The sequence below is a fragment of the Symbioplanes lichenis genome, assembly GCF_030709675.1.
GTDB lineage: Bacteria > Actinomycetota > Actinomycetes > Mycobacteriales > Micromonosporaceae > Actinoplanes > Actinoplanes lichenis.
Window position 1 is genome coordinate 360,818 of record NZ_JAUZQD010000001.1, and the last position, 24,360, is coordinate 385,177.

Here is a 24,360-nt window from a genome sequence, read left to right on the forward strand (position 1 = left end):
GGGACTCCTTCATGCGTGGTTCACTGCCACGCATCATGCGGTCCCTGAATCGACATCCATGTTTCGTCTCGCTGGTCACAAGTAGCCATGACGCGATGTGGACAAAGACGCCCGGGCGCTCAGTCGGGCGCGGCGGGCCCCTCGAGACCGGCCCGCTCGTCGCGCTCGGCCCATTCCAGCAGCGGGCCCAGGTCGTACGCGGTGTCGTCGATCGTCGCGTGCAGGTCACCCAGCTCCGCGAACCGGGCGGGCACCGTGAGCAGCGTGAAGTCGTCCGGCTCGGCGTCGTCGACCTCGTCCCAGCGGATCGGCGTCGACACCGTCCCCCGCTGGTTGCCCCGCACCGAATAAGCACTGGCAATCGTGTGGTCCCGCGCGTTCTGGTTGTAGTCCACGAACAGCGCCTTCGGATCCCGGTCCTTCCGCCACCACGTCGTCGTCACTTCCTCCGGCGCCCGCCGCTCGACCTCACGAGCAAAGGCCAGAGCAGCCCGGCGTACGTCCGCGAAGTCCCGGTCCGGCCGGATGCGCACATAGATGTGCATCCCCCGCCCGCCCGACGTCTTCGGAAAGCCGGTGATCCCCAGCTCGTCGAGCACCTCGTGGGCCACATGCGCCGTCCGCCGCACAGTCGCGAAGTCGCACTCGGGCATAGGATCCAGATCAATCCGCCACTCGTCGGGCCGCTCGACATCCGCCCGCCGCGAATTCCACGGATGAAACTCGACGGTCGACATCTGCACCGCCCACACCACCGCCCCGACCCCGGTCACACACAACTCGTCGGCATGCCGGTTGTACCGAGGAAACGTCACCCGCACGGTCTCCAACCACGGCGGCGCCCCGTGCGGCACCCGCTTCTGATGCACCTTCTCCCCGGCCAGCCCGTCCGGGAACCGGTGCAGCATGCAAGGCCGCTCCCGCAGCGCACGCACAATGCCGTCGCCCACCGAGAGGTAATACTGAGCGAGGTCCAGCTTGGTGAGGCCGAGCTCGGGAAAGTAAATCCGGTCCGGATTGGAGATCCGCACCGAGTGCTCCCCCGCCTCCACCTCCACCGCGGGCGTCTTCGAGGCCATGCCCCCAACGTATCGGCTCCCCCCGCCCGCCGCTCCCCTTCGCCCCACCTCCACCCCGCCGAACCCCACCCCCGGCCGCCCCACGCCCGCACCAACTCCCGCCAGCCCAAAGACCCCCGAAGCCCCCGAAGACCCCGTCCCCCGAACGACTCGCAAAAGCCGTCCCCGCCACGGCCGCCGAAACAATCTCGCTGACGGCAACGTCCGCACCAACAACGTAAGCAGCGGCGCCCGCTGGTGGCAGTGCCAGCAACGGCGGCGCCCGTGGTGGCAATGCCGGCAACGGCGGCACCCGCAACGACGCCCCGCGATAGCGCGCTCGCGCCGGCAACATTCGCGACAAGGCCCCAGTCAAGCAGTCCTCACGGCGCCGGCGCCCGCAACGACGCCCCGCGCTGGCAGCGCTCGTGACGGCAGCGCTCGTGACGGCGCGCTCGTGGTGGCAGCGCTCGCGGCGGCAGCGCTCGCGGCGGCAGCGCTCGCGGCGGCAGCGCTCGCGGTGGCAGCGCTCGCGGCCGACTCGCTCACAATTTTCGTGAGCGATCAGTCCCCAGCTCGATGCCGCCCGCTGCGCCCATCACGCACGAAGCCGGCCACCCGCAACGGCCCCACAGGCACAACCTCGCCGCTCACATGACCGACAGCCGCTGCCGAGAAGTCCGTCGCGTCCCCGGAAATCGCGGACGCCGTCCGGGACACCAGCTCGCCCGCACCCCCAACCGCAGGTCGCACCCCGTCACGCCCCGCACCGGCAACTCGCGACTCGTCTGCTCGCCAACCCGCAGAGGCAGATCCGTCTGCACTCCGGTCCGGGGAGGTTGAGGCGTTCGCGCGCCAGGCCGTCGTGTTCGAGGCGTTCGCGCTCCAGGCCGCGGGCCTCGGGCTGCCCGCACCCCAGCCGCTTCCCGCCGAATCAGCCGCGGGCCAGCTGCTCGCCGCCGAACGCGTTACAGGCCAGCCGCCGGACGTCGCGCCTGTCACAGGCCAGCCGCCGGACGTCGAAGCTGTTACAGGCCAGCCGGACGAGTCTCGGTCGTCCGCGGCGAGGCGGGCCGACGGAGCCTGGGCGGAAGTCACCGTGGCGACGAAGCGGGGCGCGGCGGCAGAGGCGAACCCTTCATCGGAGGACTGCAGCAGCTCATAGCCGTCAACCGGCTGCCCTGTAGCAGCGAAACTCGGCGCGGCATTCGGACCCGATGTGGCGATGAAGCTCGACGATGCCGTGGGAGCCGAGGTGGCAACGGCACCAGTAGCCTGCGCGGCGCCGAAGCCAGGCGGGGCTGCGGGTGCCGGCGCGGGCGGGAGGGTCGACGAGGGCACGAGGGCAGACGCGGCAACGGCGGAGAGGGCCGACGACGACGCGGGAGGCGGTGTCGGGGAGGCGGGGAACGGCGGCGACGATACCGGGACCGAGGCCGACGCCGGGTGCGGGGCCGACGCCGACGTCGACGCGGGGGCCGGGGCGGGAGCGGGAGCGGCGGGGAGGGCGGCGCGGCCGCCGTTGCGGCGCTTGGCTGTGTACATGGCGTGGTCGGCGGCGCGGAGGGCCTGGTCGGGGTCGTCGGTGGCGGCGGCGAGGTGGATGCCGACGCTGGCGCTGATGCGGACCTCGTGGCCCAGGACGCGGAAGGGGTGTTCGAGGGCTTCGCGGACGCGGGCGTTCATGGAGCGGGCGTCGGCGGGGGTGGTGATGCCGGGCATGAGGACCACGAACTCGTCGCCGCCGACGCGGGCGAGGACGTCCCGGTCGCGCACGCAGGCGGTGAGGCGGCCGGCGACCTGGCGGAGGAGGTCGTCGCCGGCTTCGTGGCCGTAGCGGTCGTTGACGGGCTTGAAGCCGTCGAGGTCGACGAAGAGCACAGCCACCGGGGAGTCGCGCAGGGAGGAGCCGAGGGCGTCCTGGAGCCGGCGGCGGTTGGGGAGGCCGGTGAGGGCGTCGTGCTGGGCCTCGTGGGCGAGCCGTTCCTGGAAGGCGCGGGTCTCGGAGATGTCGCGGGCGTTGATGACGATGCCGGCGAGGGCCGGGTTGTGCATCTGGTTGGAAGCGGTGAACTCGAACCAGGTCGGCTGGCCGGCCGCGTTGAGGATGCGCGTCTGCAGCCGCAGCACTCCCGCGCGGCGGCTGCGCAGGCCGGCGAAGGCCTCCTCCATGCGGGCGCGGTCGTCGGGATGGACCAGGTCGAAGACGTTGCTGCCCTGCAGCGAGCCCGGCGGGAAGTGCAGCACCGACGCGGCGCTGGGGCTCGAGAAGGCCACGTGCCCCTCCTCGTCGAGCACGGCGACCATGTCTGGGGCGTGCTGGAAGAGGGCCTGGAACCGCTCGTCGGCCCGGCGCCGCTGGACCTGGGAGCGATAGCCGAGGATCAGGATGCCCACCGCGCCGATCACCAGCATGGCCAGCAGCGCGAGGTTGATGGTCTGGCTGCGGCTGTGCACCGCGCCGTCGAACGAGGCCCGGGACTGTGTGCGCACATAGGCCCAGCCGCCCGGCAGCAGATCGCCCGTGACGACGACGGCGATCTGGCGTGTGCCGCCCGCCGTGTATTCGACGTAGGTCGAGCCGCCGGGGTGGGCCACGGCCGCCGCGACGATCGCGGAGTCGACCTTGGTGCCGACCACGCCCGCCTCGCTGCTGAAGCCGGCTGTCCCGGTGCTGTCGACGATCGTGGTGAGGTGGGCGGTGCTCTTGAGCTTCGCCGTGTAGGCCTGCAGCGTCGTGGTCGTCAGCCGGCTGAACCCGGTGAGGATGCCGGCGGTCGCCCCGTCCACCACGACGGGCACGGCGACGCCTTGCACGGCGACGGGGGTGCCGTCCGCGGCGGTCGCTGTCATCACGGGCGAGAAGGCCGGCTTGCCCTCGGTCAGCAACGTGCGGAGCACCTGATAGCCGTCGTCCGCGGCGGCGGGCAACGGGTTGGCGCGTGTGGTGGTGAGGACGGTGCCGTCGGGCCCCGACAACATGGCGCCATAGGGAAACAGTGCGGACTCGGCCACGTACCCCTCGAGGGCAGCTCTGTCATCCACGTCGCCGGCGGCGAGGCGGAAAGCGTGACCAGCGGCGAAGGCCGCGAGGTCTTTGGCCGCGAGCAGCTGCATCTGGCCGGCGAGCGTGGCGTTGTTGACCGCGAGGGCCTCGGTGTCGGTGCGGTGCACGGTGTCGGCGGCGCGGAGGGCCGACCGGTTGACGAGCACACCGACGACCCCGACGGCCATCAGCAGCACCACGCTGACGACGACGGCGATCCAGTTGCGCAGGCGCATCGGTCCTCCCTCGGCTGAGCCCATCGGACGGCGGCGGCGAATCTGGAGGAAACCCGCCGGGTCCATTGATGCGCCCTCTCGTTACGGGAGGTGCAAATCGCGGTCAGCGGCGCCAGGGCGGCGGCTGACCCTGGAGCCACCACTGGAGGGACCGGGTGACCTGCGGCAATACGAAGTAGGTCATCAGCGGGGTGAGGCACAGGGTGGTGACGAGAGTGCGCAGCACCACATTCCAGTCGGCCAGGATCTGACCGAGCGTGATCGCAGCCACCACGCTGAGCGGGAAGAAGCCCAGCCAGATCGTCACCGCCTGCTTCCAGCGCGGCGGCGGGGACGGCTGCGGCGTGAGGTCGTCGACCGAGTGCTCGCGGGGCGGGTCGAACCACCCTTCGATTCCGGTACGCCGCTCGACGCGCGTGTGCTCGACCATGCCCTGCGCCGACGAGAGCCACCACTGCCGTTGCGGTGACTCCTCCCACGCGTGCAGGGCGTCGGCGTCGGCGAAGCGGTAGAGCATGTGCCACTCGGTGGAGCCGAGCGCGGGGCGGACCCAGCCGACGCCGAGGAAACCGGGAAAGTGCTCGGCCAAGGCGGTGCCGGCCCGGACCCAGGCGAGCATCTCCGCGTTGCGTGAGGGGTCGGCCCGGCGGGTGATGGCCACGGTCACGGCGAGCGGCGGGGAGGCGGTTTCCATTCCCACATTCTGGACCGCACGACGAGCACGCCGCGCCGTGATGATCGCCTCACTGCCGAAGTTATCCACAGGCCCTCCGCGAAGATCGCCGGCGGCCGGTAGGTTCGCTGACCATGACACGCCTTCGAAAGCTCTCGATGGCCGCGGCCGGTCTGCTCGTGCTCGCCGCGACCAGCGGTTTCACCTCGTCCGCCCCGGCGCCCGCGTGGCGGCTGTCCGACACGGGCGTCACCGCCCGCTTCCGCGGCCTGGCCCCGGTCAGCGACCGCGTGGCCTGGGTGGCCGGCTCCGGCGGCACCATCCTGCGTACGGTCGACGGCGCGCGCACCTGGCAGCGCGTCGACCCGCCGGGCACCGCCGACCTGCAGTTCCGTGACATCGAAGCCTTCGACGCCGATCACGCCGTCGCCCTGACCATCGGCGAGGGCGACCAGTCCCGTCTCTACGCGACGTCGGACGGCGGGCGCACCTGGGCCGAGACGTTCCGCAACGACGATCCGGCGGCGTTCTACGACTGCGTGACCTTCCTCGACCGGCGGCACGGGCTGGCCCTATCCGACCCGGTCGGCGGCAAGTTCCGCATCCTCGCGACCGCCGACGGGGGCCGCACGTGGGCGGTGCGCCCGTCCACCGGCATGCCCGCGGCGCTGGCCGGGGAGTTCGCCTTCGCGGCGAGCGGCACCTGCCTGGTCTCCGCGGACCGGGCGGGCTCGGGCCGGGCGTGGTTCGCGACCGGCGGCGGGGAGCGCGCCCGGGTGTTCGCCACGAGAGACGGCGGACGCACGTGGCGGGTCACCGACAGCGGCATCCCCAGCGGCCCGAGCGCCGGCGTCTACAGCCTGGCGTTCCGTGACCCGTGGCACGGCATCGCGGTCGGCGGCGACTACGCGGTGCCGGAGACCGCCCCGGACGCCGCGGCCACCACCCGCAACGGCGGCCGCACCTGGCAGTCGGCCCGCACCGAGCCGGGCGAATACCGTTCGGGCGCGGCCTGGCTGAGTTCGTCGACCGCACTGGCTGTCGGCCCGACCGGCAGCGACATCAGCTACAACGGGGGACGCACGTGGCGGGAGTTCGACGGCGGCAGCTTCGACGCCGTCCTGTGCGCGGGCAAGTCGTGCTGGGCCAGCGGCGAGCAGGGCCGCGTGGCCCCACTGACCTGGAAGCGATGACCGACAATGCCATGCAGCGATGATCCACGGAATCTCCGCGGAGCCTGAGCCGCCAGCGGTCGCCGAGCGCGAGCGCGCCGGCCGCACGGTTTCGCCCCGCCAGCCACCGATCGGGAAGCGATGAACGAGAACCTCAAGAGCGCCGGATGGATCGCCGGCGGCGTGGCCGGTCTGGCTCTCTGCGCCTGCTGCGGCTCTTCGCTGCTGTCGGGCATCGAGGACATGTACGAGACCACGCCGCACGCCGGCCTCGCCACCCTGGCCGCTGTCGTGGCCGCCGGGCTCCTGGCGCTGGGCTGGCGGGCGTTCTCGTCGTGGCGGGCCCGGCGCGAGCTGGCGGCGTGGGTCGAGTGGGAGGAGCTGCCGGCCGCGGGGCCGTGGCCGTGGGCCTCGGCGCTCCTCGGACACGCGGCCACCCCGTTGCAGGCGCGGATGGGCACGGTGGACGGGCTGCGCGTCGTGGCCGGCGAGATCGCCTGGTCGGGCGACGCGCTGCCCCGCCTCACGGACCAGGAGGGCACTGGCGTCTTCGCGGCGGTGCGCCTCCCCCGCACGCTGCCCCGGGTGGCGGTGCTGCGCCGCAACCAGGCGAGCGGCAAGAAGTTCGAGGAACGCTTCGACGTCGTGGGCGAGGGGCGGCTGGTCGACGACGTGCTGCGCCACGTCCACTTCGAGGAGACCGTGCCGCCGTGGTCGATGGGCGGCGACGAGCTCGTCCTGGTCGTCCGCATCAAGGAGCCGGTGCGGCCACGGCACATCCGGGACGCCGCCCAGCGGGCCGCGTGGGTCGCCCAGCTGCTGCTGCTCAACGACTCCCGCCTGCGCACTGCCGAAGCGTCCGAGTCGCCGGCCACGTCGGCGCATGCGGGTGCCGCCGGGTCGCCTGCCCCATCGCCCGGTGCGGGCGGTTCCCCGTCGGACCGGCCGGGCGATGCGGGTGCGCCCGAGTGGCACAGCCTCTTCGCCGGCCCGGGCACGCCGGCCGCCGCGCCCCTACCGAGCGACCCGACAGCTGCCCCATCCGGCGACCCCACGGCTGTCCCGCCCGGCAACCCGACAGCTGTCCCGCCCGGCGACCCCACAGCTGTCCCGCCCGGCAACCCGACAGCTATCCCGCCCGGCGACCCGACAGCCGACAAGGACGCGGATGCAGCCACGTTGCCTTTGCGGCGGCAAGCCCCGCCCACGGGCGACAGCCTCTGAGCAGCGACTCACGCTTCGAGGAACGAGAGGCCGACGACACGAGTAGCCGACGACAACGAGAGACCGGCGACGACGAAAGGCCCGGCGGGGGCGAGAGCCGCGCCCCGACGAGGCGGCTTCGGGTCAGCGGAGATCGGCGCCGACCTCGTGGAGGTGGCGGAGGGCGATGGCGTACGACTCGGCCAGGCCGGTTTCTTCGTAGGGGACGCCGATCGAGGTGCAGTACGCGCGGACGATGGGCTGGGCGCGGCGGAGGTTCGGGGTGGGCATGCTCGGGAACAGATGGTGCTCGATCTGATAGTTGAGGCCACCCAGAGCGACATCGGTCAGTCGCCCGCCTCGGACGTTGCGGCTGGTCAGGACTTGTTTGCGGAGGAAGTCTTCGGTGCCGGTCGGGTGGGGCATGCCCTTGTGGTTCGGGGCGAAGGTGAGGCCCAGGTACACCCCGAACACTCCCTGGTGGACGGCGAAGAACACCAGCGCCTGCCACGGCGTCAGCACCAGCGCCAGCGCCGCCACGTAAGCGACGACGTGCGTGCCCAGCAGGAGACTCTCCCGAACACGGTGCTTGATCGGGCCGCTGACCAGGGCCCGGATGCTGTCCTTGCGGAGGCTCAGCCCCAGCAGCGTCAGCAGCGGGAAGAACAGCCACGCCTGGTTCCGGGTCAGCCAGCGGTCGAAGCGGCCCCGGCGAGCCCGGGCGGCTTCGCGGGACCAGACCAGGACGGCCGGGGCGACGTCCGGGTCGAGATCGTCGTGGTTCGGGTTGGCGTGGTGCTTGGTGTGCTTGTCCGTCCAGTAGCCGTAGCTCATGCCGATCGCCAGGTTCGCCGCGATCATTCCGGCCCGGCTGCTCGCCCCGGCCCGCCGGAAGACCTGCCGGTGCGCCAGGTCGTGGGCCACCAGCGCCACCTGGGCGTACGCGACCGCGAGCAGCACGGCGACCGCCACGCTCCACCAGGAGGCGCCGACCAGGGCGAAAGCCGTCCAGCCGGCGCCGAGCAGGAAAGCCACGAGGGACAGACGCACGGTGTAGTAGCCGGGCCTGCGGTTCAGCAGACCGGCCCGGTTGATGCGCCGGGCCAGCTCGGCGAAGTCACTACCCGTCGTACGGGGAAGGGTGGAAGTTGTCATGCCCTTGACGGTCCCGGACCGCGGACTGTGCGTCAGGAGTGCAGGGTCCCCGCGGAGAGGGGTGCCAGCACTACCGACCGGGGGCGGGTTCACCCCCGAGAATGACTGCATGGAAACACGGTCGTGGGTGACGGACGGGGCGCGGGCCGTCGGGTACGGCACGCTCGGCATCCTGCTGGCGGTGCTCAACTTCCCGCTGCTGGTGCTCTGGGTGGTGGCGCTGGCGCTGACCCCGGTCGCCGGGGTGGGCATGGTGGCGCTGCCGTTCATGACCGCGGCCGTGCGCGGCCGGGCCAACCTCGCCCGCCGGCTGGCCGCCCGCGCCGGCGTGCCGATCGCCGAGCCGTACGCGCCCCGGCCGCAGAAGTCGCTCCCCGGCGGCTGGCGGCGCTACAAGTGGATCCTCACCGACCCGGCGACGTGGCGTGACCTGGCGTGGCTGATCCCGGGCGCGGTCTCGGGGCTCGTGCTCGGGATCGTCGGCCTGGTGCTGCCGCTCTACGGCTTCCAGGGGATCACGCTGCTGCCGCTCTGGCTCTATCTGGGCGTCGACTGGTACGGCTACGGGCTCTTCTGGCCGATCGAGTCGTTCCAGGAGGGGCTGCTGTCGCTGCCGCAGGGTGTCGTGATCCTGGCGCTGGGCGTGGCCGCGGCGCCGTGGCTGCGGTGGACCGACGCCCAGTTCACCCGGCTGTTCCTCGCGCCGACCCGGGCCGCCGGGCTGCGGCTGCGGGTGGCGCACCTGACCGAGAGCCGGGCCGACACGGTCGACGCGCAGGCCGCCGAGCTGCGACGGATCGAGCGGGATCTGCACGACGGCGCGCAGGCCCGGCTGGTGTCGCTGGGCATGACCATCGGGCTGGCCGAGGAGCTGCTCGAACGTGACCCGGCCGCGGCCCGCAAGCTGCTGAGCGAGGCGCGCGAGACGAGCGGCGACGCCCTGACCGAGCTGCGGCACCTGGTCCGGGGCATCCACCCGCCGGTGCTGGCCGAGCGCGGGCTCGACGGCGCCGTGCGCGCCCTGGCGATGAGCCTGCCACTCCAGATCAGTGTGGACATTGATCTGCCCGGCCGCCCGGAGACTCCGGTCGAGTCGGCGGCCTACTTCGCGGTGGCCGAGGCGCTCACCAACGTGGTGCGGCACAGCGGCGCCCACACGGCCGCGGTCACGTTGCGCCACGCCGACGACCGGCTGCTCATGGTGGTGCTCGACGACGGGCGCGGCGGCGCGGACGCGGCCGGGGGCACCGGGCTGCGCGGCATCGAACGCCGGCTCGCCGCCTTCGATGGCACGATGACGCTGTCCTCCCCGCCGGGCGGGCCGACCGTCGTGACCCTGGAGCTGCCGTGCGTGTTGTCATCGCCGAGGACCTCGCCCTCCTCCGGGACGGTCTGATCCGCATCCTCGAGGCCTTTGACTGCGAGGTGGCCGAGGCGGTCGACACCGGACCCGCGCTGCTCCCGGCCCTGCTGCGCCATCGCCCGGACGTGGCGGTCGTGGACGTACGCCTGCCGCCGACCTTCACCGACGAGGGCCTGCAGGCGGCCATCGCCGCGCGCGCCGAGATCCCCGGCCTGCCGGTGCTGGTGCTGTCGCAGCACGTCGAGCCGCTCTATGCCCGCGAGCTGCTGACCGATGCCCGTGGCGGCGTCGGCTATCTGCTCAAGGACCGGGTCGCCAACGTGAGCCAGTTCATCGACGCCGTCCGCCGGGTCGCGGGGGGCGGCACGGCCATGGACCCCGAGGTAGTCTCGCAGCTGCTCGCTCGCCGCGAGCCGCTGGCCGCTCTGACCGTACGCGAGAAAGAGGTCCTGGGTCAGATGGCCGAGGGCCGTTCCAACGCGGCGATCGCGGCCAAGCTCTTCGTCACGGAAAAGGCGGTGAGCAAGCACATCAACAACATCTTCACCAAGCTCGCCATGCCCCCGTCCGACGACGACAACCGGCGGGTGCTCGCGGTGCTCGCCTTTCTCGACGCATGAGCCGACGCAGAACCCGGAAGATTTGATTACGGGTGCCCCCTTGACCGCGAAGCCCGGGGCGGCACCATCGGGACGGGCGCGATCCCCCCGGTGGTCCGGCCGGGCGCACGCGACTCCAGGAGGCGTCCGGGAGAGGTCACCCCGTGCGCATCGCGGTCCAGATCGCCCAGGAACGAGCCGACTACCCGGCCATCCGGGAGGCGGCCCGGAAAGCGGACGCCCTCGGCGCCGACGCCATCGTCAACTGGGACCATTTCTTCCCGCTCCACCAGGACCGCGACGGGAAGCACTTCGAGGCGTGGACCATGCTCGGCGCCTGGGCCGAGTCCACGAGCCGCGCGGAGATCGGCACAATGGTCAGCTGCGTCTCCTACCGCAATCCGGATCTGCTCGCCGACATGGCCCGCACCGTCGACCACATCAGCGGCGGCCGGCTGATCCTCGGCCTGGGCGCCGGATTCCGGGCATGGGAGGCGGAGCAGTACGGATACGAATTCGGCTCGCCGGCGGAACGCGTACGCGAGCTGGGTGAAGCTCTGCAGCGCATCGAGCACCGACTCGCCGTCCTCAATCCACCCCCCACCCGTAAGATCCCGATCCTCGTGGCCGCCGACGGCCCGAAAGCCCTCCGTCTCGTGGCCCGGCACGCCGACATCTGGCACACCTTCGCTAAAGGCGAGGCCCTCGGCGCGAAATCCCGGGAACTCGACGGCTATTGCCACGACCTGGGCCGCGACCCGGCGGAGATCACCCGCTCGACCTTCGTCAAAGGCAACCCGGAAACCGTCGGCCCCGAGCTCCTCAAGCACGGCGTCGGCATGGCCACCGTCCTCACCTACGGCCCCGACTACGACCTGGACGAGCTGCGCCGCTGGCTGGACTGGCGCGCCACCTCGCAGGACTCCGCCCGAGCCGGCGCCTGACCGTGCCGGACGCCATCTTCTCCGACCGTCGCCTCGCCCCGCTCTACGACGCGTTCGACGGAGACCGCGACGATCTGACCGTCTATCACGCCCTCGTCGAGGAGTGGGGCGCCGGCCTCGTGCTCGACGTGGGCTGCGGGACCGGCTCGCTGGCCGTCCTGCTGGCCCGGCACGGTCACCGAGTGGTCGGCGTCGACCCGGCCGAGGCCTCGCTCGAGCTGGCCCGGGCCAAGGACCGGGGCCGTCGGGTCCGCTGGATCCTCGGCGACGCCACCGCGCTCCCGGCCCTCGACGCCGACGTGGCCACGATGACCGGCAACGTCGCGCAGGTGTTCGTCACCGACGACGACTGGGCGCGGGCTCTGCGCGGCATTCACTCGGCGCTTCGCCCGCACGGCCGGCTCGTGTTCGAGACCAGGCGCCCCGAGGATCGCGCCTGGGAGCGATGGGCCGCCGACACGGTCCCAATCGTCCGGGACGTCCCGGGCATCGGACCGGTGGAACGCCGCTTCGAGGTCACCGGCGTCAGCCTTCCCACCGTCTCCTTCCGGCACACCTACCGGTTCCTGCGGGACGGCACGGAGGTCACCTCGACGTCGACGCTCCGGTTCCGCGGTCGCGACGAGGTGGCCTCCAGCCTGACGGACCAGGGCTACCAGGTGCTGGATGTGCGCGAGGCGCCCGATCGGCCCGGGCGCGAGCTCGTGTTCACAGCCGAGCGCCGGACCTGACGCGTCAGTCGCGGAACTCGCCTGACGGGACGGCGCCGTCGGCGTGTTTGGCCTTTTCGGCTTCGCGGAGTTCGACGCGGCGGATCTTGCCGGAGATGGTTTTGGGGAGGTCGGTGAATTCGAGGCGGCGGATGCGCTGGTAGGGCGACAGGTGGGCGCGGGAATGGTCGAAGATGGCCTTGGCCGTGGCTTCGTCGGGGGTCCAGCCGGCGGCCAGGACGACGTAGGCCTTGGGGACGTGCAGGCGCAGCGGGTCCGGGGAAGGGACCACGGCGGCTTCGACGACGGCTTCGTGCTCGATGAGGACGCTTTCCAGCTCGAACGGGGAGATGCGGTAGTCGGAGGCTTTGAAGACGTCGTCGGCACGGCCCACGTACGTGATGTAGCCGTCCTCGTCCCGGGCCCCGATGTCGCCGGTGTGGTACCAGCCGCCCGCCATGGCCCGGGCCGTCAGCTCGGCGTCGCCGTGGTAGCCGGCCATGAGGCCGAGCGGGCGCGGCGACGTGACCAGGCAGATCTCGCCCTCGTCGGCGGTGACGGCGCCGGTGACCGGGTCGATCAGGACGACGTCGTAGCCGGGGACCGGGCGGCCCATCGAGCCGAGTCGCACCGGCGAGCCGGGCGTGTTGGCGATCTGCACGGTCGTCTCGGTCTGGCCGAAGCCGTCGCGGATGGTGACGCCCCAGGCCCGGCGCACCTGCTCGATGACCTCGGGGTTGAGCGGCTCGCCGGCCCCCACGACGACGCGGGGCGGGGTGGACAGGGCGCTCAGGTCGGACTGGATGAGCATGCGCCAGACGGTGGGCGGCGCGCAGAAGCTGGTGACGCCGCAGCGGTCCATCTCGCGGAGCAGGCGGGCGGCGTCGAAGCGGGTGTAGTTGTGGATGAAGACGCACGCCTCGGCGTTCCAGGGGGCGAAGACGTTGCTCCACGCGTGCTTGGCCCAGCCCGGCGACGAGATGTTGAGGTGCACGTCGCCGGGGCGCAGGCCGATCCAGTACATGGTCGAGAGGTGGCCGGCCGGGTAGGACGCGTGGGTGTGCTCGACGAGCTTCGGGGTCGCCGTGGTCCCCGAGGTGAAGTAGAGCAACAACGTGTCCGACGCCCGGGTCACTCCGTCCGGCTCGAACGAAGAGGAGGCGTAGCCAAAGCTGTGCCAGCCCGGCACCGGCGACCCGACCGAAACGAGTGAGATGTCGCCGGGGAGATCGGCGAACCGCGAGGCCGCGGCCGACTGGGCGACCACGAACCGGGCCCCGCCCCGCGCCACCCGGTCCCGCACGTCGGCCGCCCCGAGCAGCGGCGTCGCCGGGATCACGACCGCACCCAGCTTCATCGCGGCGAGCAGCGTCTCCCACAGCTCGACCTGGTTGCCCAGCATGACGACGATCCGGTCGCCCCGGCCCACCCCGAGCCCGCGCAGGAAGTTCGCCACCTGGTTCGACCGGGCCGACAGCTCGGCGAACGAGTATCGGGCCTCGCTCCCGTCCTCCTCGACGATCCACAGCGCCGGGGCGTCGTTCCCGGCGGCGATGACGTCGAACCAGTCCAGCGCCCAGTTGAACTCGTCGAGCGCGGGCCACGCGAACCCGGCGCGCGCGGCGTCGTAGTCCTCGGCGTGGGTGAGCAGGAAGTCGCGGGCCGCCCGGAAGCTTGACATGGCCAGCATCCTGCGCCTCCGACGCGGAGCAGCGCCAGCCCCCGGCGCCATGATCACATCTGCGGGGTCAGGACCCGCTCGGCCTCGGCCTTGGCCAGGGCGGCCGGGAAGGCCTGGGTGGCCTGCCACAGGCGGTAGATCAGGCGCAGCTCGAAGACCAGCAGGAGCACGCCGGCCGCCAGCGAGACCGGGATGATCCAGCCGGTCAGCGGGGCGATGATGAACACGGTCATCTCGAACTCGATGCCGCTGAACAGGTGCGTGCGGATCCGGTACTGGGCGAGCGTGCGCCCGATCCGCGAGCGCAGGCCGGGGCGGCCGGCAGCCGCGCCCTCGGCCGCCGGCTCGAGGACCGGCTCGGCGACGGGACCGCGGGCCGCCTCGAGCTGCTCGCGCATCGAGGCGCGGACCCGGCCCATCTGGGCGCCGTTCACATAGCGGAAGAGGTCGAGGAAGACCATGCCGATCATGACGTAGAGATAGGCGATCTCCCCGGTGCGCGCGTACTGGCCGCCGAAGAGCGCCAAGGCGCAGATGAAGACGCGGACCCGGTCGAACATGAAGTCGAGCCAGGTGCCGAACATCGACCCCGTGCCGTTGAGCCGGGCGATCTTGCCGTCCATGCAGTCGACGATGAAGCTGACGTGGAACAGCAGCGCGCCGGCGACGACCCACCAGCGGTCCTGCTGGGCGAAGCAGAAGGCCGATCCGAGCCCGAGGATCGTGGCCAGCCCGGTGAGCACGTTCGGCGTGATCCACCGGTACGGCGACACGAACCGCACCAGGTGCACGGCGACCGGGTCCACGAGCAGGACGGTCCACCACGCGTCCTTCGGCTTGTACGTGAGCTCCCGGATCTCCTGCAGCGATGAGCGTCGCACCATAACCCCAATCAACGCTCCGGCCCCGCCCCGGATACTCTTTTTGTCCGTTTTATGCCTCGTTACAAAGAGCCTGCGACACGGTACGGTCCGTTCCATGGAGGACGGTCGATCTCCGAGTGACGTCCAGCCGCCCCCGGACGCCGCGAAGCCCGGCGGCAGTTTGCCACAAAGTCCTGATTCGATCACCGCCGACCCACCTGCCGTTCACTTCGATGACGAGGAGCTGCCCGCAAGATCACTCACCGGAGTGACGGGGCGGGGCGTCGCCGTGGTGGCCGGGCTGGTCGCCGTACTCGTGCTGTGGCAGGTCTTCCGCCCCCTGGCGCAGGGCAGCCAGTTCTATCTGATCGTCTTCCTGGCCGGGACTCTGCCGTTGATCTTCCTGGTCTACCGGGTGCGCGGCGGCGGGAAGGACCGCCCGACCGTCGTGGACTGGGCGCTCTGCGCGCTCAGCCTGCTGGTCTGTCTGTACCCGCTCAACCCGGCGACCGGCGGCTACAACGGCTTCCTCGATCGGCAGGGACTGCTCGGCTCCGCCGACGTGCTGGCCGGTGCGGTGCTGCTCGTGCTCGTCGTCGAGGCGTGCCGGCGCACGACGGGACTCGCGCTGCCGATCGTCTGCCTGGCCTTCCTCGCGTACGCCTACTACGGCGGCCTGCTACCGCAAAGCTGGCGGGTGGCCCACTCGGGGCTCGACTTCGCGCAGATCGTCGACGCGCTGTTCAACTCGGGCAGCGGGTTCTACGGCACGCCGCTCGACGTCGCGGCCACGTACATCGTGCTGTTCACCATCTACGGCGCCGTGCTGGACCTGTCCGGCGCGAGCCGCTTCTTCGTCGACCTGTCCGTCGCGGCCTTCCGCAAGTCGCGCGGTGCCGCGGGCCGGACCGCCGTCGCCGCCGGCTTCCTGCTGGGCACGGTCTCCGGATCCGGTACGGCCACCGCGGTCAGCGTCGGCGCGGTCACCTGGCCCCTCCTGCGCCGCGCCGGTTACCCCGCGGAACAAGCGGGCGGAATGCTGGCCGCCGCCGGGGTCGGCGCGATCCTGTCCCCGCCCACGCTCGGGGCGGCCGCGTTCATCGTCGCCGAGTACCTCGAGGTCTCGTACCTGACCGTGCTCGGCTGGGCCATGATCCCGACGCTGCTCTACTACCTGGGCATCGTGCTCGCCGTCGAGATCGACGCGCGGCGCTTCGGGGTCCGGGCGGTCGAGATGCCGGACGTGAGCGCGCGGCGCCTGCTGCTCCGGTACGGCTACCACTTCTCGTCCCTCGTCCTGATCATTGTCCTGCTCGCCCTCGGTCAGAGCGCCACACGATCGGTGGTCTACGCGACCCTTCTGGCGTTCGCTCTGTCGTTCCTCGGCCCCGACAAGCTCACGCCACGCCGCTTGTTCCAGGCGTTGTCAGCGGGCGTCCGGGGCGTGCTCCCCGTCGTCGCCGTCTGCGCCGCCGCCGGCATCATCACGGCCACCACGACGAAGACCGGTCTCGGCGCCCAGCTCGCCTCGCTGCTCGTCAGCGGCGCCCAGGCGATCACGGACAACCCGACGGCGGTGCTCGCGCTCACGGTCGTACTCGCGGCTGTCGCTCTGTCCGTGCTGGGCCTGGCCGTGCCGGTGACCGCGAGTTTCATCATCGGCTGGGTGATCATCGGCCCGGCGCTGCTGGCCCTCGGCGTGCCCGCCCCGGCCGCGGCGATGTTCGTCTTCTACTACTCGGTGCTCTCGGAGGTCACTCCCCCGACCGCGCTGGCCGCCGTCGGGGCGAGCGCGATCACCGGCGGCCGGACGGTGCCGACGATGTGGCAGGCCCTCAAGTACGCGCTGCCGGCCTTCCTCGCCCCGATCGCGTTCGTCCTCACCGAGCAGGGCGAACATCTGCTCGCCCGCGGCGCGGTCCTGAGCATCGTGTGGACGACGGCCGTCTCGGCGCTCGCCATCGCCGCCCTCGCCGTCGCGACCGGCGCCTGGGTGCCCGGCGTGGGGCCGGCCGGGACAGTTGCCCGGGTGCTGAGCGGGCTGGCCGGGCTCTTGCTGCTCTACCTGGCCCCGCTCACCATCGTCGCCGGCGTCATCGCGCTGGCCCTGGCGCTCGCATTTTCGTGGAGAAGGAGGCACCTGACATGAGAAAGGCCTTCGCACTCGCCCTGGTGGGAGGGCTGCTGGCCGCGTGCGGCGGTCAGCAGGACCAGGCCGCGACCGACACCGGCGGCGAGGTCACCTGTGACGTCGCGAACGACACGCGCATCGGCATCGCCACGGGCAACGCGACCGGCGTGTACTTCGCGCTCGGGAACGCGTACGCGGAGCAGATCGGCGCCGCGGGCGGCAAGGTGAAGGCGACCGCCGCCGAGACGGGCGCCTCGGTGCAGAACATCCAGCAGCTCGTGGCGGGCGAGTTCGACGTGGCCTTCGCGCTGGCCGACAGCGCCGCCGACGCGGTCGAGGGGCGCAACAGCTTCACCGCGCCGCAGCCGGTGCAGGCCCTCGCGCGCATCCACACCAACTACACCCAGGTCGTCGTCCGGGCCGGCGCCGGCATCAAGGACGTCGCCGGCCTGCGCGGCAAGCGCGTCTCCACCGGCTCCCCGAAGAGCGGGACCGAGGTCATCGCCAACCGCGTCCTCACCGCCGCCGGCCTCGACCCGGCCCAGGACGTCCAGGCCCAGCGCCTCGACCTCACCAAGACCGTCGACGGCATGAAGGACGGCACGATCGACGCCCTCTTCTGGTCCGGCGGCCTGCCCACCCCCGGCATCAGCGACCTCCTCACCACCCAGGGCACCAAGGTCGCCTTCCTCGACATCACCCCGCTCCTGCCCGCCCTCCAGAAGATCAACCCGGTGTACGAGACCGGCGTCATCCCCGCCGCCACGTACAAGACCCCGGCCGACATCCCGGCCGTGATCGTCCCCAACCTCCTCCTCGTCCGCGACAACCTCGACGCGAACGTCGCCTGCGTCCTGACCAAGGCCCTCTTCGACCGCAAGCCGCAACTCGAACAGGCCAACGCGGCCGCCAAGGAGATCGACATCGCCAAGGCGCGCGACACGGCCCCCGTGGTCCTGCACCGCGGCGCCGACAAGGCCCTCAAAGACCTCGGCGGATAGTCGCGCTGAACGCGGGGCGCGGGCGGCTCAATAGTTCGTCCCGGTCCCGGCCTTCCCGCAAGCCCTCCGCAGGCTGCTCACCCGCCACCGCCCGGTTCGGCAACGGGGCCCGCGACCATCTCGCGCCCACTGCCCTCGGCCGCCGCCACCGCGGCGAGAACGGCCCGGGCATGCCGCCGGGCAGCCTCGGGAGCGAGGGAGATCTGCTGCACGGCCGCCCCGGTCCGGCAGGTGTAGGCGAGCAGATCCACACAGGTGGGCTGCGCGGAGCCGGGACCGGTCGGACCGTCCCCGCGTGACAACTGCACACCGATCGCCTCGCCGTTGGCGGCCTCGACCCTGGTCAACGCGGAGAAGTGACAGACCGACTCCGCGTCGCATTCGCGGGGGTCGCACCAGGCGGGGTGCGTGGACGGCGTCGTGATCGACATGACGTGCACCTTTCGCAGGCTATCTCCACTTCTATTGACGCCGATGAAGGGCCTCGGCCGCGACGACAACCGAGCGCCGGAGGAGCGTTAAGGAGGTGACATTCCGGCGACATCAGCGGTACCGTCGATCGATGTCGAACGTTGCTCTGGTCGCTGCGCGTGTCGCTCACAACCTCAGCCAGGAGGAGGCGGCCAAGCGCCTGGGCGTCTCGAAGCGGACGGTGCAGCGCTGGGAGGACGACGAGCCGGGCCGCCCCCAACCGGCACAGATCCGGCAGCTGCAAGCCGTCTTCGGGCTGCCGGCCGAGCAACTCGGCTTCCCGCCCGGCCGGAGCGCGATGGTGGTCGAGGACGGCCGCGGCGGCCACGATCTCGAGGTGCGCTTCCCGCCGGTGTCCACCGCACCGAGCCGCCCGCCGGCCAGTGACTACTCCGGCATCTGGGCCTCGCGTTACGAGTATTTCTCGTCGTCACGGGAGGAGACCTACGCCGGCCTGCACCATGTCGTCCTTCAGCAGGACCGGGGCACGGTCAGCGTGCGGAGCCTGCCCGGCTCGGCCGCCTCGACGATGGGGATGGATCTGATCGTCGACGGCGTCATCCTGACGGGCCGCTGGGTGGAGGACACCGACAGGACCGGTCACTACCGGGGCAAGCGCTACATCGGCGCGATCCAGCTCATCGCCGATCCCGGCGGCTCCCGGCTCGCCGGGAAGTGGCTCGGCCACGGCAAGGACGGCGAGGTCAACACCGGCCCATGGCGGCTCGACTATCTGGCTCCGGCCAACCGGGCCACGATCGCCGAGTACGACCGGGTGCCCGGCTGATCGAAGCGCGGGCCGGGGCCCCGGTCAGGTGACGACGGGGCTGCGGCGTTCGAGGAGGGTGACGTCGCGCCAGGTGCCGTGGTGGCGGCCGATTTTGTGGCGGGTGCCGATGGGGCGGAAGCCGCAGGCGGTGTGGAGGGCGAGGCTGGCGGTGTTCTCGGGGAAGATGCCGGACTGGATGGTCCAGACGCCGGCGGCCTCGGTGGAGTGGATCAGGGCCGTCAGCAGGGCCCGGCCCACTCCCCTGCCGCCGGCTTCGGGGTGCACGTAGACGGAGTGCTCGACCACGCCGGCGTAGACGGGGCGGGTCGATGTCGGGCTGCAGGCGATCCAGCCGAGCACCGTGCCGCCGGGGTCCAGGGCGACGAAACGGTGGCCGGGCAGGCGGGTCGCCGTGAAGCCGGGCCAGTCGGGGGGCTCGGTCTCGAAGGTGGCGTTGCCGGTGGCGATGCCGAGGCGGTAGATCTCCAGCACCGGCTCGGCGTGCTCGTCGGTCATCGCGGTGAGGCGGAAGGCGGGCGTCATGGGTTCAGTGTGACGTCGGCCATCGGGTGGCAACCCCTTCGCCGTCGTCGGCCACGAGACCGGCGTGAGTGGGAGACGGGCGGTGGTGGCCGGGGCCTCGGTGGCGGGGCTGCTGGCCGCGCGGGCCTTGCGGGAGCACGTCGGCGAGGTGCTGGTGCTCGACCGGGACGTGCTGCCGTCCGGGGTGCGGCCCCGGCGCGGCGTGCCGCAGGGACGGCATCCGCACGTGGTGCCGGCCGGCGGCTACGAGGCGATCGAGCGGCTTCTGCCTGGTTTCCACGGCGAGCTGGCCGCCGCCGGAGCTGTCAAAGCCGGGGCGGCGACTCTGTTGAGCAGCCGGCCGCTGTTCGAGCGCACCCTGCGGCGGCGCATCGAGCGGCTCGACGGGGTCCGGATCGCCGGGTCGAGCGAGGTGACCGGCGTCCTCACCGACGCCGGACGGAGCCGGGTGACCGGTGTCACCGTCGCGTCCGGCGGGCGGTTGGGGGCGATCGAGGACATTGATCTGCTCGTCGACGCTACGGGCCGGGCGTCGCGGACCCCGGCCTGGCTCGCCGCGCTCGGCCTCGATCCGGTGCCCGAGGAGAGCGTCGAGCTCGGCCTGACGTACGTGTCGCAACGCTTCCGCGCGTCCGGCGCGCCGAGCGAGATCTTGGCCGACGGCCGCTGCGTGCTCGCCCAGGAGGGCAACACGGTCCTGGTGAGCGGCAACGTCACCCCGCCGGGCGAGCCGATCGGAGCGCCGGCGACGCTGCGGTTCCCGCGGGCTTTCCGGCGCTACTACGAGCGGATCGACGTACCGGGGAATCTGGTCGTCCTGGGTGACGCAATGTGCACACTGGACCCGCGGCTGAGGCAGGGCGTGACGGTCGCGGCCCGGCAGGCCGAACTCCTGACCGATCCGGTACGCGACAACGCCCGCCCGCAATGCGAAGCGGCGGCCCTGCTGGAAACGCCCTGGCGCGCAACCGCCGCCCCGAAAAGCTCCGCAAGCCCCGAAAGCCCCGCCGCCTGAGGCACGACCAGCAGCGCGAGCGCCACGCCCCCCGGCACGTACCAGGAATGGGCGCTCGCGTCGGGCGGGGCCGGGACCGACGATCGGCTCGCGCGGTGGTCAGTGGGCGCGGCCGGTGCGGAAGGCGTAGGCGACCAGGGCGGCGCGGTCGCGGCAGGTGGTTTTGGCGAGGAGGTGGTTGATGTGGGTCTTGACGGTGGCTTCGGAGACGTGGAGGCGGGCGGCGATCTCCTGGTTGGTGTGGCCGCCGGCGATCTCGCGGAGGACGTCCTCCTCGCGCTGGGTGAGAGAGTCGCGCCGGGTGAGCGAGTCGCGCTGGGTGAGAGAGTCGCGCCGGGTGATCGAGTCGCGCTGGGTGAGCGAGTCCGCGGAGGCAGGGGCCACGGCCAGGCGGGCCCCCGCGGCCAGAGTTTCGAGGAGGCGGCGCTGGACCGAGGGGTCGAGCTGGGCCTCGCCGGCGGCCACGGTGAGGAGGGCTTCGCGGATCTCCTCGGCGCCGGCGTCCTTGGTCAGGTAGCCGCGGGCGCCGGCATGGAGGGCGCGGAAGACGGAGTCGTCGTCGGCGTAGGTGGTGAGGACGACCACGCGGGCGCGGGAGCCCGCGGCGGTGAGGCGGCGGGTGGCTTCGACGCCGTCGGTGACCGGCATGTTGAGGTCCATGAGGATGACGTCGGGGTCGGCGGTGGCGGCCTGGCGGATCGCGTCGGCGCCGTCGACGGCGGTGCCGACGACCTCGATGTCGTCGAGGAGGCCGAGCATCATGGCCAGGCCGTCACGGACAACCTTCTGATCATCCGCGATGAGGACAGTGACGGTCATCAGGAAACCCCCAGCGCAGTGACGCTCACACGACCTCCAAAGGCAGGGAAAGGCGGACGCGCCAGCCGTCGCCGGACGGGCCGGCGTCGAGCTTGCCCCCGGCGAGGGCGGCCCGCTCGCCCAGCCCGGTCAGCCCGTGGCCGCCCGACGGCAGCCCGGCCGGCCCGCTGCCGCCGGAGTCGACGATCTCCACCGTCACCGTATCCGCCGCCCAGGTCAGGGTGACGCGGGCCCGCGCCGACGGGCCGGCGTGCTTGGCCGTGTTGGTGAGGGCCTCCTGCACCGTACGGTAGAGCGCCAGCCCCCGCTCCGGACTCAGCGGCCGCGGCTCGCCGTGCACCGCGAGCGTCGCGTGGATCCCGGCCGCCTTGGCCACCAGGTCGGGGATGCGGGCAGGGCCGGGCAACGGGCCGTCGCGCAGCGCCTCGACGACGGTGCGGGCGCCGGCGACGCCGTCGCGGGCCAGCGCGCTCGCGTCGGTGAGCTGGGCGACCAGGCGGGGGTCGGCACCGGTCTTGGTGGCGAGCAGCCGGGCGCCTTCAAGCTGCACGGTCAGGCCGGCGAGGGTGTGGGCGAGGACGTCGTGCAGCTCGCGGGCGATGTGACCCCGCTCGGCGAGGCGGGCCGCCTCCTCGGACAGCGCCTGGCGAGCCGCGGCGGCGGCGACCTCGCGGCGGGACGCCCCGGCCAGCGCGGAGGCCAGGAAGAGGAAGCCGCCGCCGATCGCCAGGTTGAGGAAGGCGCCGATCGGCTCCTGGGAGATGGCCGCCTCGGCGAGGCCGGTGGCGACGATCACCAGACCGCCGGCGATGAGGGCCAGCCGCCGGGGTACGCGCAACCCGAGCCCCGCCGCGGCCATGAACCCGAGCGTGTAGCCGGTCCCCTCCGAGCGGATCAGGTCGAGCAGCGCCCCGCACAGCCCGGCGCCCACGAAACACAGGGCCAGCGGCAGCGGGCGGGTCAGGGCCGACCGCGTGGCGACCAGCCACAGCACCAGCCCGATGACCGCGACGATCGGTACGGCCGGCCCGGCCCACGGGTCGCCGGTCAGGAGCACGTCCAGGGCGACCACCGCGGCGGCCGCCCAGGACAGATAGCGGAGTCCGAGTCGGGGGTTCACACCGACATCTTGGCCTGTGCGGGGACGCTCAGCCGGTTGACCTGCACGGCCGTCACCGCGAGGCGGACGAGAACCATGGTCAGCGACATGAGGACGAAGGCCGCGGTCCAGGCATCGCCACCGGTGATGAGGTGGACGCGGGAGAAGTCGTAGATGCCCCGGGCGAACCAGTGGTCGGCCCCGTACGCGAAGAGGGTGCGGAAGACGACCGCGCCGATCCACACCGCGGCGAAGCCGAAACCGGCGGTGGTGAGCACGCGACCGGTCGTGGCGTCGCGGCGGACCTTGACGAGCAGCCCGCTGATCACGCCGAGCAGGATACCGGCGCCGACGCCCACCGCCTCGAGCCGCACGTCGTTGCCGGCGGTCGGGAACGACTTCAGGTAGATCGACGCCACCACCGCCACGATGATGACCGGCCGGAGCATCCGGGACCACTTGAACTCGTGGGTGCCGAGGCTGAGCAGGCCGACGACGAGGATGGCGGCGCTGATGAGGTACTGGGTCGCTGTCATGTCTTCAACGATCGCGATTTTCCCGTACGGGCGGATCGGCGCACGGATGGAGAACCCGTCTCCACCCGGGGGTGGAGACGGGCCTCACGACAACGAGAATCAGCAGCGCCCCAGGTCCTGCCACTGCTCGGTCCAGCCGGGCTCGGAGCCCTGCGTCCAGTACCGGGCGCGCCAGAGGTGCTTGCCGTCGCCGGAGGGCGGGCCGCTCGGGTCGCCGTACCGGCTCTTCTCGTGGATGACGGTCTGCCCGCTGGTGTAGACCGTGCCGAACGCCCACTCCTGCGCCGACGAGCAGTTCCCGGCGGGCGGCGGGGTGGTCGGGTCCGAGGGCGGCGGCGTGGTGGGGTTGGTCGTGCAGCCCCCGCCCGTCGAGTCGACCGTGTCGGAGAAGGTCGTGCTGCTGCTCCGATAGCCGGCCGTCCGCGCGGTGACCTGCGCCGGCGTCAGCGCCTGGTTCTTGGCGAACAACATCCAGTCGACCTGCTCCACGTACGTGGAAAGCCCGCCCGTGTGAGCCGCGGTGTCGATGAACCAGAGGTTCCAGTTGATCGTCATCGTCTGGCGCGGGTAGAACTTCCCGCCGTGCTGCCCGACCTGCACGCCGTCGATGTAGTAGGTGACGTTGCCGTTGGCCACCGTGGCCACCAGGTCATGCCACCCGTTCAGCGACGAGCGTTGCTCGGAGTGGACGTTGTCGGCGTACCAGGGCTCGTTCCGGTACGTGTACCAGGTCGTCTGGTAGTTGATCGGCCCGGTCTCGCCCCACCCGCCGTTCGGCAGGTACTCGGAGATGTCCAGCTCGCTGTACGTGGGGTCGAGGTCGCCGTTGAGCGGGCTGATGGTGAAGAACGTCTGGTTGATGTGGTCGCCGTCCGCCCCGCTCGCAGGCGTGTCGGTGAAGCGGACCCGGCTGGCGTACGTGCCCTCGAAGAACCGCTTCTGCGTGCTGTAGAGCTCGGCGTGGTTGGTGCCGCCGCCGGTCCCGTCCGTGGAGGCGGTGAGCTGCATGACCTTCTGACCGTCGGCTGTGGGGAAGGTGATGTTGTTCGGGGACCAGGTGGCGCCCGCGACGCCGGGACCGCCGGAGTAGCTCCGGGGTGTCCAGCCGTGCGCGGTCAGGTTGGCGTCACTGGACGAGGAGTAGGAGAAGTCGTCGAACAGGTAGCCGCAGTCCGCCGCCTGGGCCGAGGGGGAGTTGGCGAAGACGGCGAGGGTGGTGCCCAGCAGGGTGGCTATGCCGGCCAGGGCGAGGGATGGTTTCACGAGTCCTCCA

At 72.0% G+C, this 24,360-nt stretch carries 22 protein-coding genes; 10 read left to right on the forward strand and 12 right to left on the reverse strand.

Features of this window, described 5'->3' with window-relative positions:
- Window positions 1-119 precede the first annotated feature (119 nt).
- From ligD to RAN62_RS01565, 3 genes are all read right to left on the reverse strand, one after another.
- Window positions 120-1,079: a non-homologous end-joining DNA ligase gene (gene ligD / locus RAN62_RS01555; protein ID WP_305782596.1), complete on the reverse strand. Its 960-nt coding sequence runs from the start codon at window positions 1,077-1,079 to the stop codon at window positions 120-122.
- Between the two features lie 543 nt (window positions 1,080-1,622).
- Window positions 1,623-4,340, reverse strand: coding sequence for a diguanylate cyclase domain-containing protein (locus RAN62_RS01560; protein WP_305782597.1), 2,718 nt, complete (start codon window positions 4,338-4,340; stop codon window positions 1,623-1,625).
- Window positions 4,341-4,443: 103 nt separating this feature from the next.
- Window positions 4,444-5,034 (reverse strand): antibiotic biosynthesis monooxygenase, encoded by a 591-nt coding sequence (locus RAN62_RS01565; RefSeq protein WP_305782598.1) that lies wholly within the window; start codon window positions 5,032-5,034, stop codon window positions 4,444-4,446.
- 113 nt (window positions 5,035-5,147) lie between these two features.
- Between RAN62_RS01565 and RAN62_RS01570 the strand changes: the two genes are divergently transcribed.
- Window positions 5,148-6,206, forward strand: a complete 1,059-nt coding sequence (locus RAN62_RS01570) for a WD40/YVTN/BNR-like repeat-containing protein (RefSeq protein WP_305782599.1) — start codon at window positions 5,148-5,150, stop codon at window positions 6,204-6,206.
- A gap of 120 nt (window positions 6,207-6,326) precedes the next feature.
- On the forward strand, window positions 6,327-7,409 hold the full coding sequence (locus tag RAN62_RS01575; RefSeq protein WP_305782600.1) for a hypothetical protein: 1,083 nt from the start codon (window positions 6,327-6,329) through the stop codon (window positions 7,407-7,409).
- Window positions 7,410-7,532: 123 nt separating this feature from the next.
- On the opposite strand, the gene RAN62_RS01580 is transcribed toward RAN62_RS01575, so the two are convergent.
- Window positions 7,533-8,543: a fatty acid desaturase family protein gene (locus tag RAN62_RS01580; protein WP_305782601.1), complete on the reverse strand. Its 1,011-nt coding sequence runs from the start codon at window positions 8,541-8,543 to the stop codon at window positions 7,533-7,535.
- 109 nt (window positions 8,544-8,652) lie between these two features.
- On the opposite strand from RAN62_RS01580, the gene RAN62_RS01585 reads away from it, so the two are divergent.
- The 4 genes from RAN62_RS01585 (at window position 8,653) to RAN62_RS01600 (ending at window position 12,180) form a co-directional block, all read left to right on the forward strand.
- Complete coding sequence (locus tag RAN62_RS01585) at window positions 8,653-9,939, forward strand: sensor histidine kinase (RefSeq protein ID WP_305782602.1); 1,287 nt, start codon at window positions 8,653-8,655, stop codon at window positions 9,937-9,939.
- Window positions 9,891-10,526: a response regulator transcription factor gene (locus RAN62_RS01590; RefSeq protein ID WP_305782603.1), complete on the forward strand. Its 636-nt coding sequence runs from the start codon at window positions 9,891-9,893 to the stop codon at window positions 10,524-10,526. Before RAN62_RS01585 ends, RAN62_RS01590 begins: the two co-directional genes overlap by 49 nt.
- Window positions 10,527-10,669: 143 nt before the next feature.
- Entirely contained in the window at window positions 10,670-11,449 is a 780-nt protein-coding gene (locus tag RAN62_RS01595) for an LLM class F420-dependent oxidoreductase (RefSeq protein ID WP_305782604.1), read from the forward strand.
- A gap of 2 nt (window positions 11,450-11,451) precedes the next feature.
- Window positions 11,452-12,180 (forward strand): class I SAM-dependent methyltransferase, encoded by a 729-nt coding sequence (locus RAN62_RS01600; RefSeq protein WP_305782605.1) that lies wholly within the window; start codon window positions 11,452-11,454, stop codon window positions 12,178-12,180.
- A gap of 4 nt (window positions 12,181-12,184) precedes the next feature.
- On the opposite strand, the gene RAN62_RS01605 is transcribed toward RAN62_RS01600, so the two are convergent.
- Both RAN62_RS01605 and RAN62_RS01610 read right to left on the reverse strand, forming a co-directional pair.
- Window positions 12,185-13,840 carry an AMP-binding protein gene (locus RAN62_RS01605; RefSeq protein WP_305782606.1) on the reverse strand — a complete coding sequence of 552 codons (1,656 nt, stop codon included), beginning with the start codon at window positions 13,838-13,840 and terminating at the stop codon, window positions 12,185-12,187.
- A 53-nt stretch (window positions 13,841-13,893) separates the two neighbouring features.
- Window positions 13,894-14,724 carry a CDP-alcohol phosphatidyltransferase family protein gene (locus RAN62_RS01610; RefSeq protein WP_305782607.1) on the reverse strand — a complete coding sequence of 277 codons (831 nt, stop codon included), beginning with the start codon at window positions 14,722-14,724 and terminating at the stop codon, window positions 13,894-13,896.
- A 94-nt stretch (window positions 14,725-14,818) separates the two neighbouring features.
- Here RAN62_RS01610 and RAN62_RS01615 point away from each other — a divergent pair, with 94 nt between their 5' ends.
- Both RAN62_RS01615 and RAN62_RS01620 read left to right on the forward strand, forming a co-directional pair.
- The gene (locus tag RAN62_RS01615) at window positions 14,819-16,852 is read left to right on the forward strand and encodes a TRAP transporter permease (RefSeq protein WP_305782608.1); all 2,034 of its coding nucleotides are present in this window, start codon (window positions 14,819-14,821) and stop codon (window positions 16,850-16,852) included.
- The gene (locus RAN62_RS01620) at window positions 16,849-17,835 is read left to right on the forward strand and encodes a TAXI family TRAP transporter solute-binding subunit (RefSeq protein ID WP_305782609.1); all 987 of its coding nucleotides are present in this window, start codon (window positions 16,849-16,851) and stop codon (window positions 17,833-17,835) included. The genes RAN62_RS01615 and RAN62_RS01620 overlap by 4 nt, the downstream gene beginning before the upstream one ends.
- Before the next feature lie 77 nt (window positions 17,836-17,912).
- On the opposite strand, the gene RAN62_RS01625 is transcribed toward RAN62_RS01620, so the two are convergent.
- Window positions 17,913-18,266 carry a hypothetical protein gene (locus RAN62_RS01625; protein ID WP_305782610.1) on the reverse strand — a complete coding sequence of 118 codons (354 nt, stop codon included), beginning with the start codon at window positions 18,264-18,266 and terminating at the stop codon, window positions 17,913-17,915.
- Between the two features lie 131 nt (window positions 18,267-18,397).
- Between RAN62_RS01625 and RAN62_RS01630 the strand changes: the two genes are divergently transcribed.
- Window positions 18,398-19,093 carry a helix-turn-helix transcriptional regulator gene (locus tag RAN62_RS01630; protein WP_305782611.1) on the forward strand — a complete coding sequence of 232 codons (696 nt, stop codon included), beginning with the start codon at window positions 18,398-18,400 and terminating at the stop codon, window positions 19,091-19,093.
- Between the two features lie 24 nt (window positions 19,094-19,117).
- On the opposite strand, the gene RAN62_RS01635 is transcribed toward RAN62_RS01630, so the two are convergent.
- Window positions 19,118-19,618: a GNAT family N-acetyltransferase gene (locus RAN62_RS01635; protein ID WP_305782612.1), complete on the reverse strand. Its 501-nt coding sequence runs from the start codon at window positions 19,616-19,618 to the stop codon at window positions 19,118-19,120.
- 64 nt (window positions 19,619-19,682) lie between these two features.
- Between RAN62_RS01635 and RAN62_RS01640 the strand changes: the two genes are divergently transcribed.
- Window positions 19,683-20,633, forward strand: a complete 951-nt coding sequence (locus RAN62_RS01640; RefSeq protein WP_305782613.1) for an NAD(P)/FAD-dependent oxidoreductase — start codon at window positions 19,683-19,685, stop codon at window positions 20,631-20,633.
- Window positions 20,634-20,732: 99 nt separating this feature from the next.
- On the opposite strand, the gene RAN62_RS01645 is transcribed toward RAN62_RS01640, so the two are convergent.
- From RAN62_RS01645 to RAN62_RS01660, 4 genes are all read right to left on the reverse strand, one after another.
- The gene (locus tag RAN62_RS01645) at window positions 20,733-21,452 is read right to left on the reverse strand and encodes a response regulator (RefSeq protein WP_305782614.1); all 720 of its coding nucleotides are present in this window, start codon (window positions 21,450-21,452) and stop codon (window positions 20,733-20,735) included.
- A 25-nt stretch (window positions 21,453-21,477) separates the two neighbouring features.
- A complete protein-coding gene (locus tag RAN62_RS01650; RefSeq protein ID WP_305782615.1) occupies window positions 21,478-22,572 on the reverse strand; it encodes a sensor histidine kinase in 1,095 nt (364 codons plus the stop codon).
- Window positions 22,569-23,087 carry a hypothetical protein gene (locus tag RAN62_RS01655; protein ID WP_305782616.1) on the reverse strand — a complete coding sequence of 173 codons (519 nt, stop codon included), beginning with the start codon at window positions 23,085-23,087 and terminating at the stop codon, window positions 22,569-22,571. Before RAN62_RS01655 ends, RAN62_RS01650 begins: the two co-directional genes overlap by 4 nt.
- A 99-nt stretch (window positions 23,088-23,186) precedes the next feature.
- The gene (locus tag RAN62_RS01660) at window positions 23,187-24,350 is read right to left on the reverse strand and encodes a glycosyl hydrolase (RefSeq protein WP_305782617.1); all 1,164 of its coding nucleotides are present in this window, start codon (window positions 24,348-24,350) and stop codon (window positions 23,187-23,189) included.
- Window positions 24,351-24,360 lie beyond the last annotated feature (10 nt).

Excerpts from the sequence above, each read along its gene's own strand:
- RAN62_RS01565 (WP_305782598.1), bottom strand. The coding sequence starts at position 5,034 with ATGGAAACCGCCTCCCCGCCGCTCGCCGTGACCGTGGCCATCACCCGC.
- RAN62_RS01620 (WP_305782609.1), top strand. The coding sequence starts at position 16,849 with ATGAGAAAGGCCTTCGCACTCGCCCTGGTGGGAGGGCTGCTGGCCGCG.
- RAN62_RS01570 (WP_305782599.1), top strand. The coding sequence starts at position 5,148 with ATGACACGCCTTCGAAAGCTCTCGATGGCCGCGGCCGGTCTGCTCGTG.
- RAN62_RS01635 (WP_305782612.1), bottom strand. The coding sequence starts at position 19,618 with ATGACGCCCGCCTTCCGCCTCACCGCGATGACCGACGAGCACGCCGAG.
- RAN62_RS01645 (WP_305782614.1), bottom strand. The coding sequence starts at position 21,452 with ATGACCGTCACTGTCCTCATCGCGGATGATCAGAAGGTTGTCCGTGAC.
- RAN62_RS01610 (WP_305782607.1), bottom strand. The coding sequence starts at position 14,724 with ATGGTGCGACGCTCATCGCTGCAGGAGATCCGGGAGCTCACGTACAAG.
- RAN62_RS01575 (WP_305782600.1), top strand. The coding sequence starts at position 6,327 with ATGAACGAGAACCTCAAGAGCGCCGGATGGATCGCCGGCGGCGTGGCC.
- RAN62_RS01630 (WP_305782611.1), top strand. The coding sequence starts at position 18,398 with ATGTCGAACGTTGCTCTGGTCGCTGCGCGTGTCGCTCACAACCTCAGC.
- RAN62_RS01615 (WP_305782608.1), top strand. The coding sequence starts at position 14,819 with ATGGAGGACGGTCGATCTCCGAGTGACGTCCAGCCGCCCCCGGACGCC.
- RAN62_RS01560 (WP_305782597.1), bottom strand. The coding sequence starts at position 4,340 with ATGCGCCTGCGCAACTGGATCGCCGTCGTCGTCAGCGTGGTGCTGCTG.
- RAN62_RS01605 (WP_305782606.1), bottom strand. The coding sequence starts at position 13,840 with ATGTCAAGCTTCCGGGCGGCCCGCGACTTCCTGCTCACCCACGCCGAG.
- RAN62_RS01585 (WP_305782602.1), top strand. The coding sequence starts at position 8,653 with ATGGAAACACGGTCGTGGGTGACGGACGGGGCGCGGGCCGTCGGGTAC.
- RAN62_RS01580 (WP_305782601.1), bottom strand. The coding sequence starts at position 8,543 with ATGACAACTTCCACCCTTCCCCGTACGACGGGTAGTGACTTCGCCGAG.
- ligD (WP_305782596.1), bottom strand. The coding sequence starts at position 1,079 with ATGGCCTCGAAGACGCCCGCGGTGGAGGTGGAGGCGGGGGAGCACTCG.
- RAN62_RS01655 (WP_305782616.1), bottom strand. The coding sequence starts at position 23,087 with ATGACAGCGACCCAGTACCTCATCAGCGCCGCCATCCTCGTCGTCGGC.
- RAN62_RS01625 (WP_305782610.1), bottom strand. The coding sequence starts at position 18,266 with ATGTCGATCACGACGCCGTCCACGCACCCCGCCTGGTGCGACCCCCGC.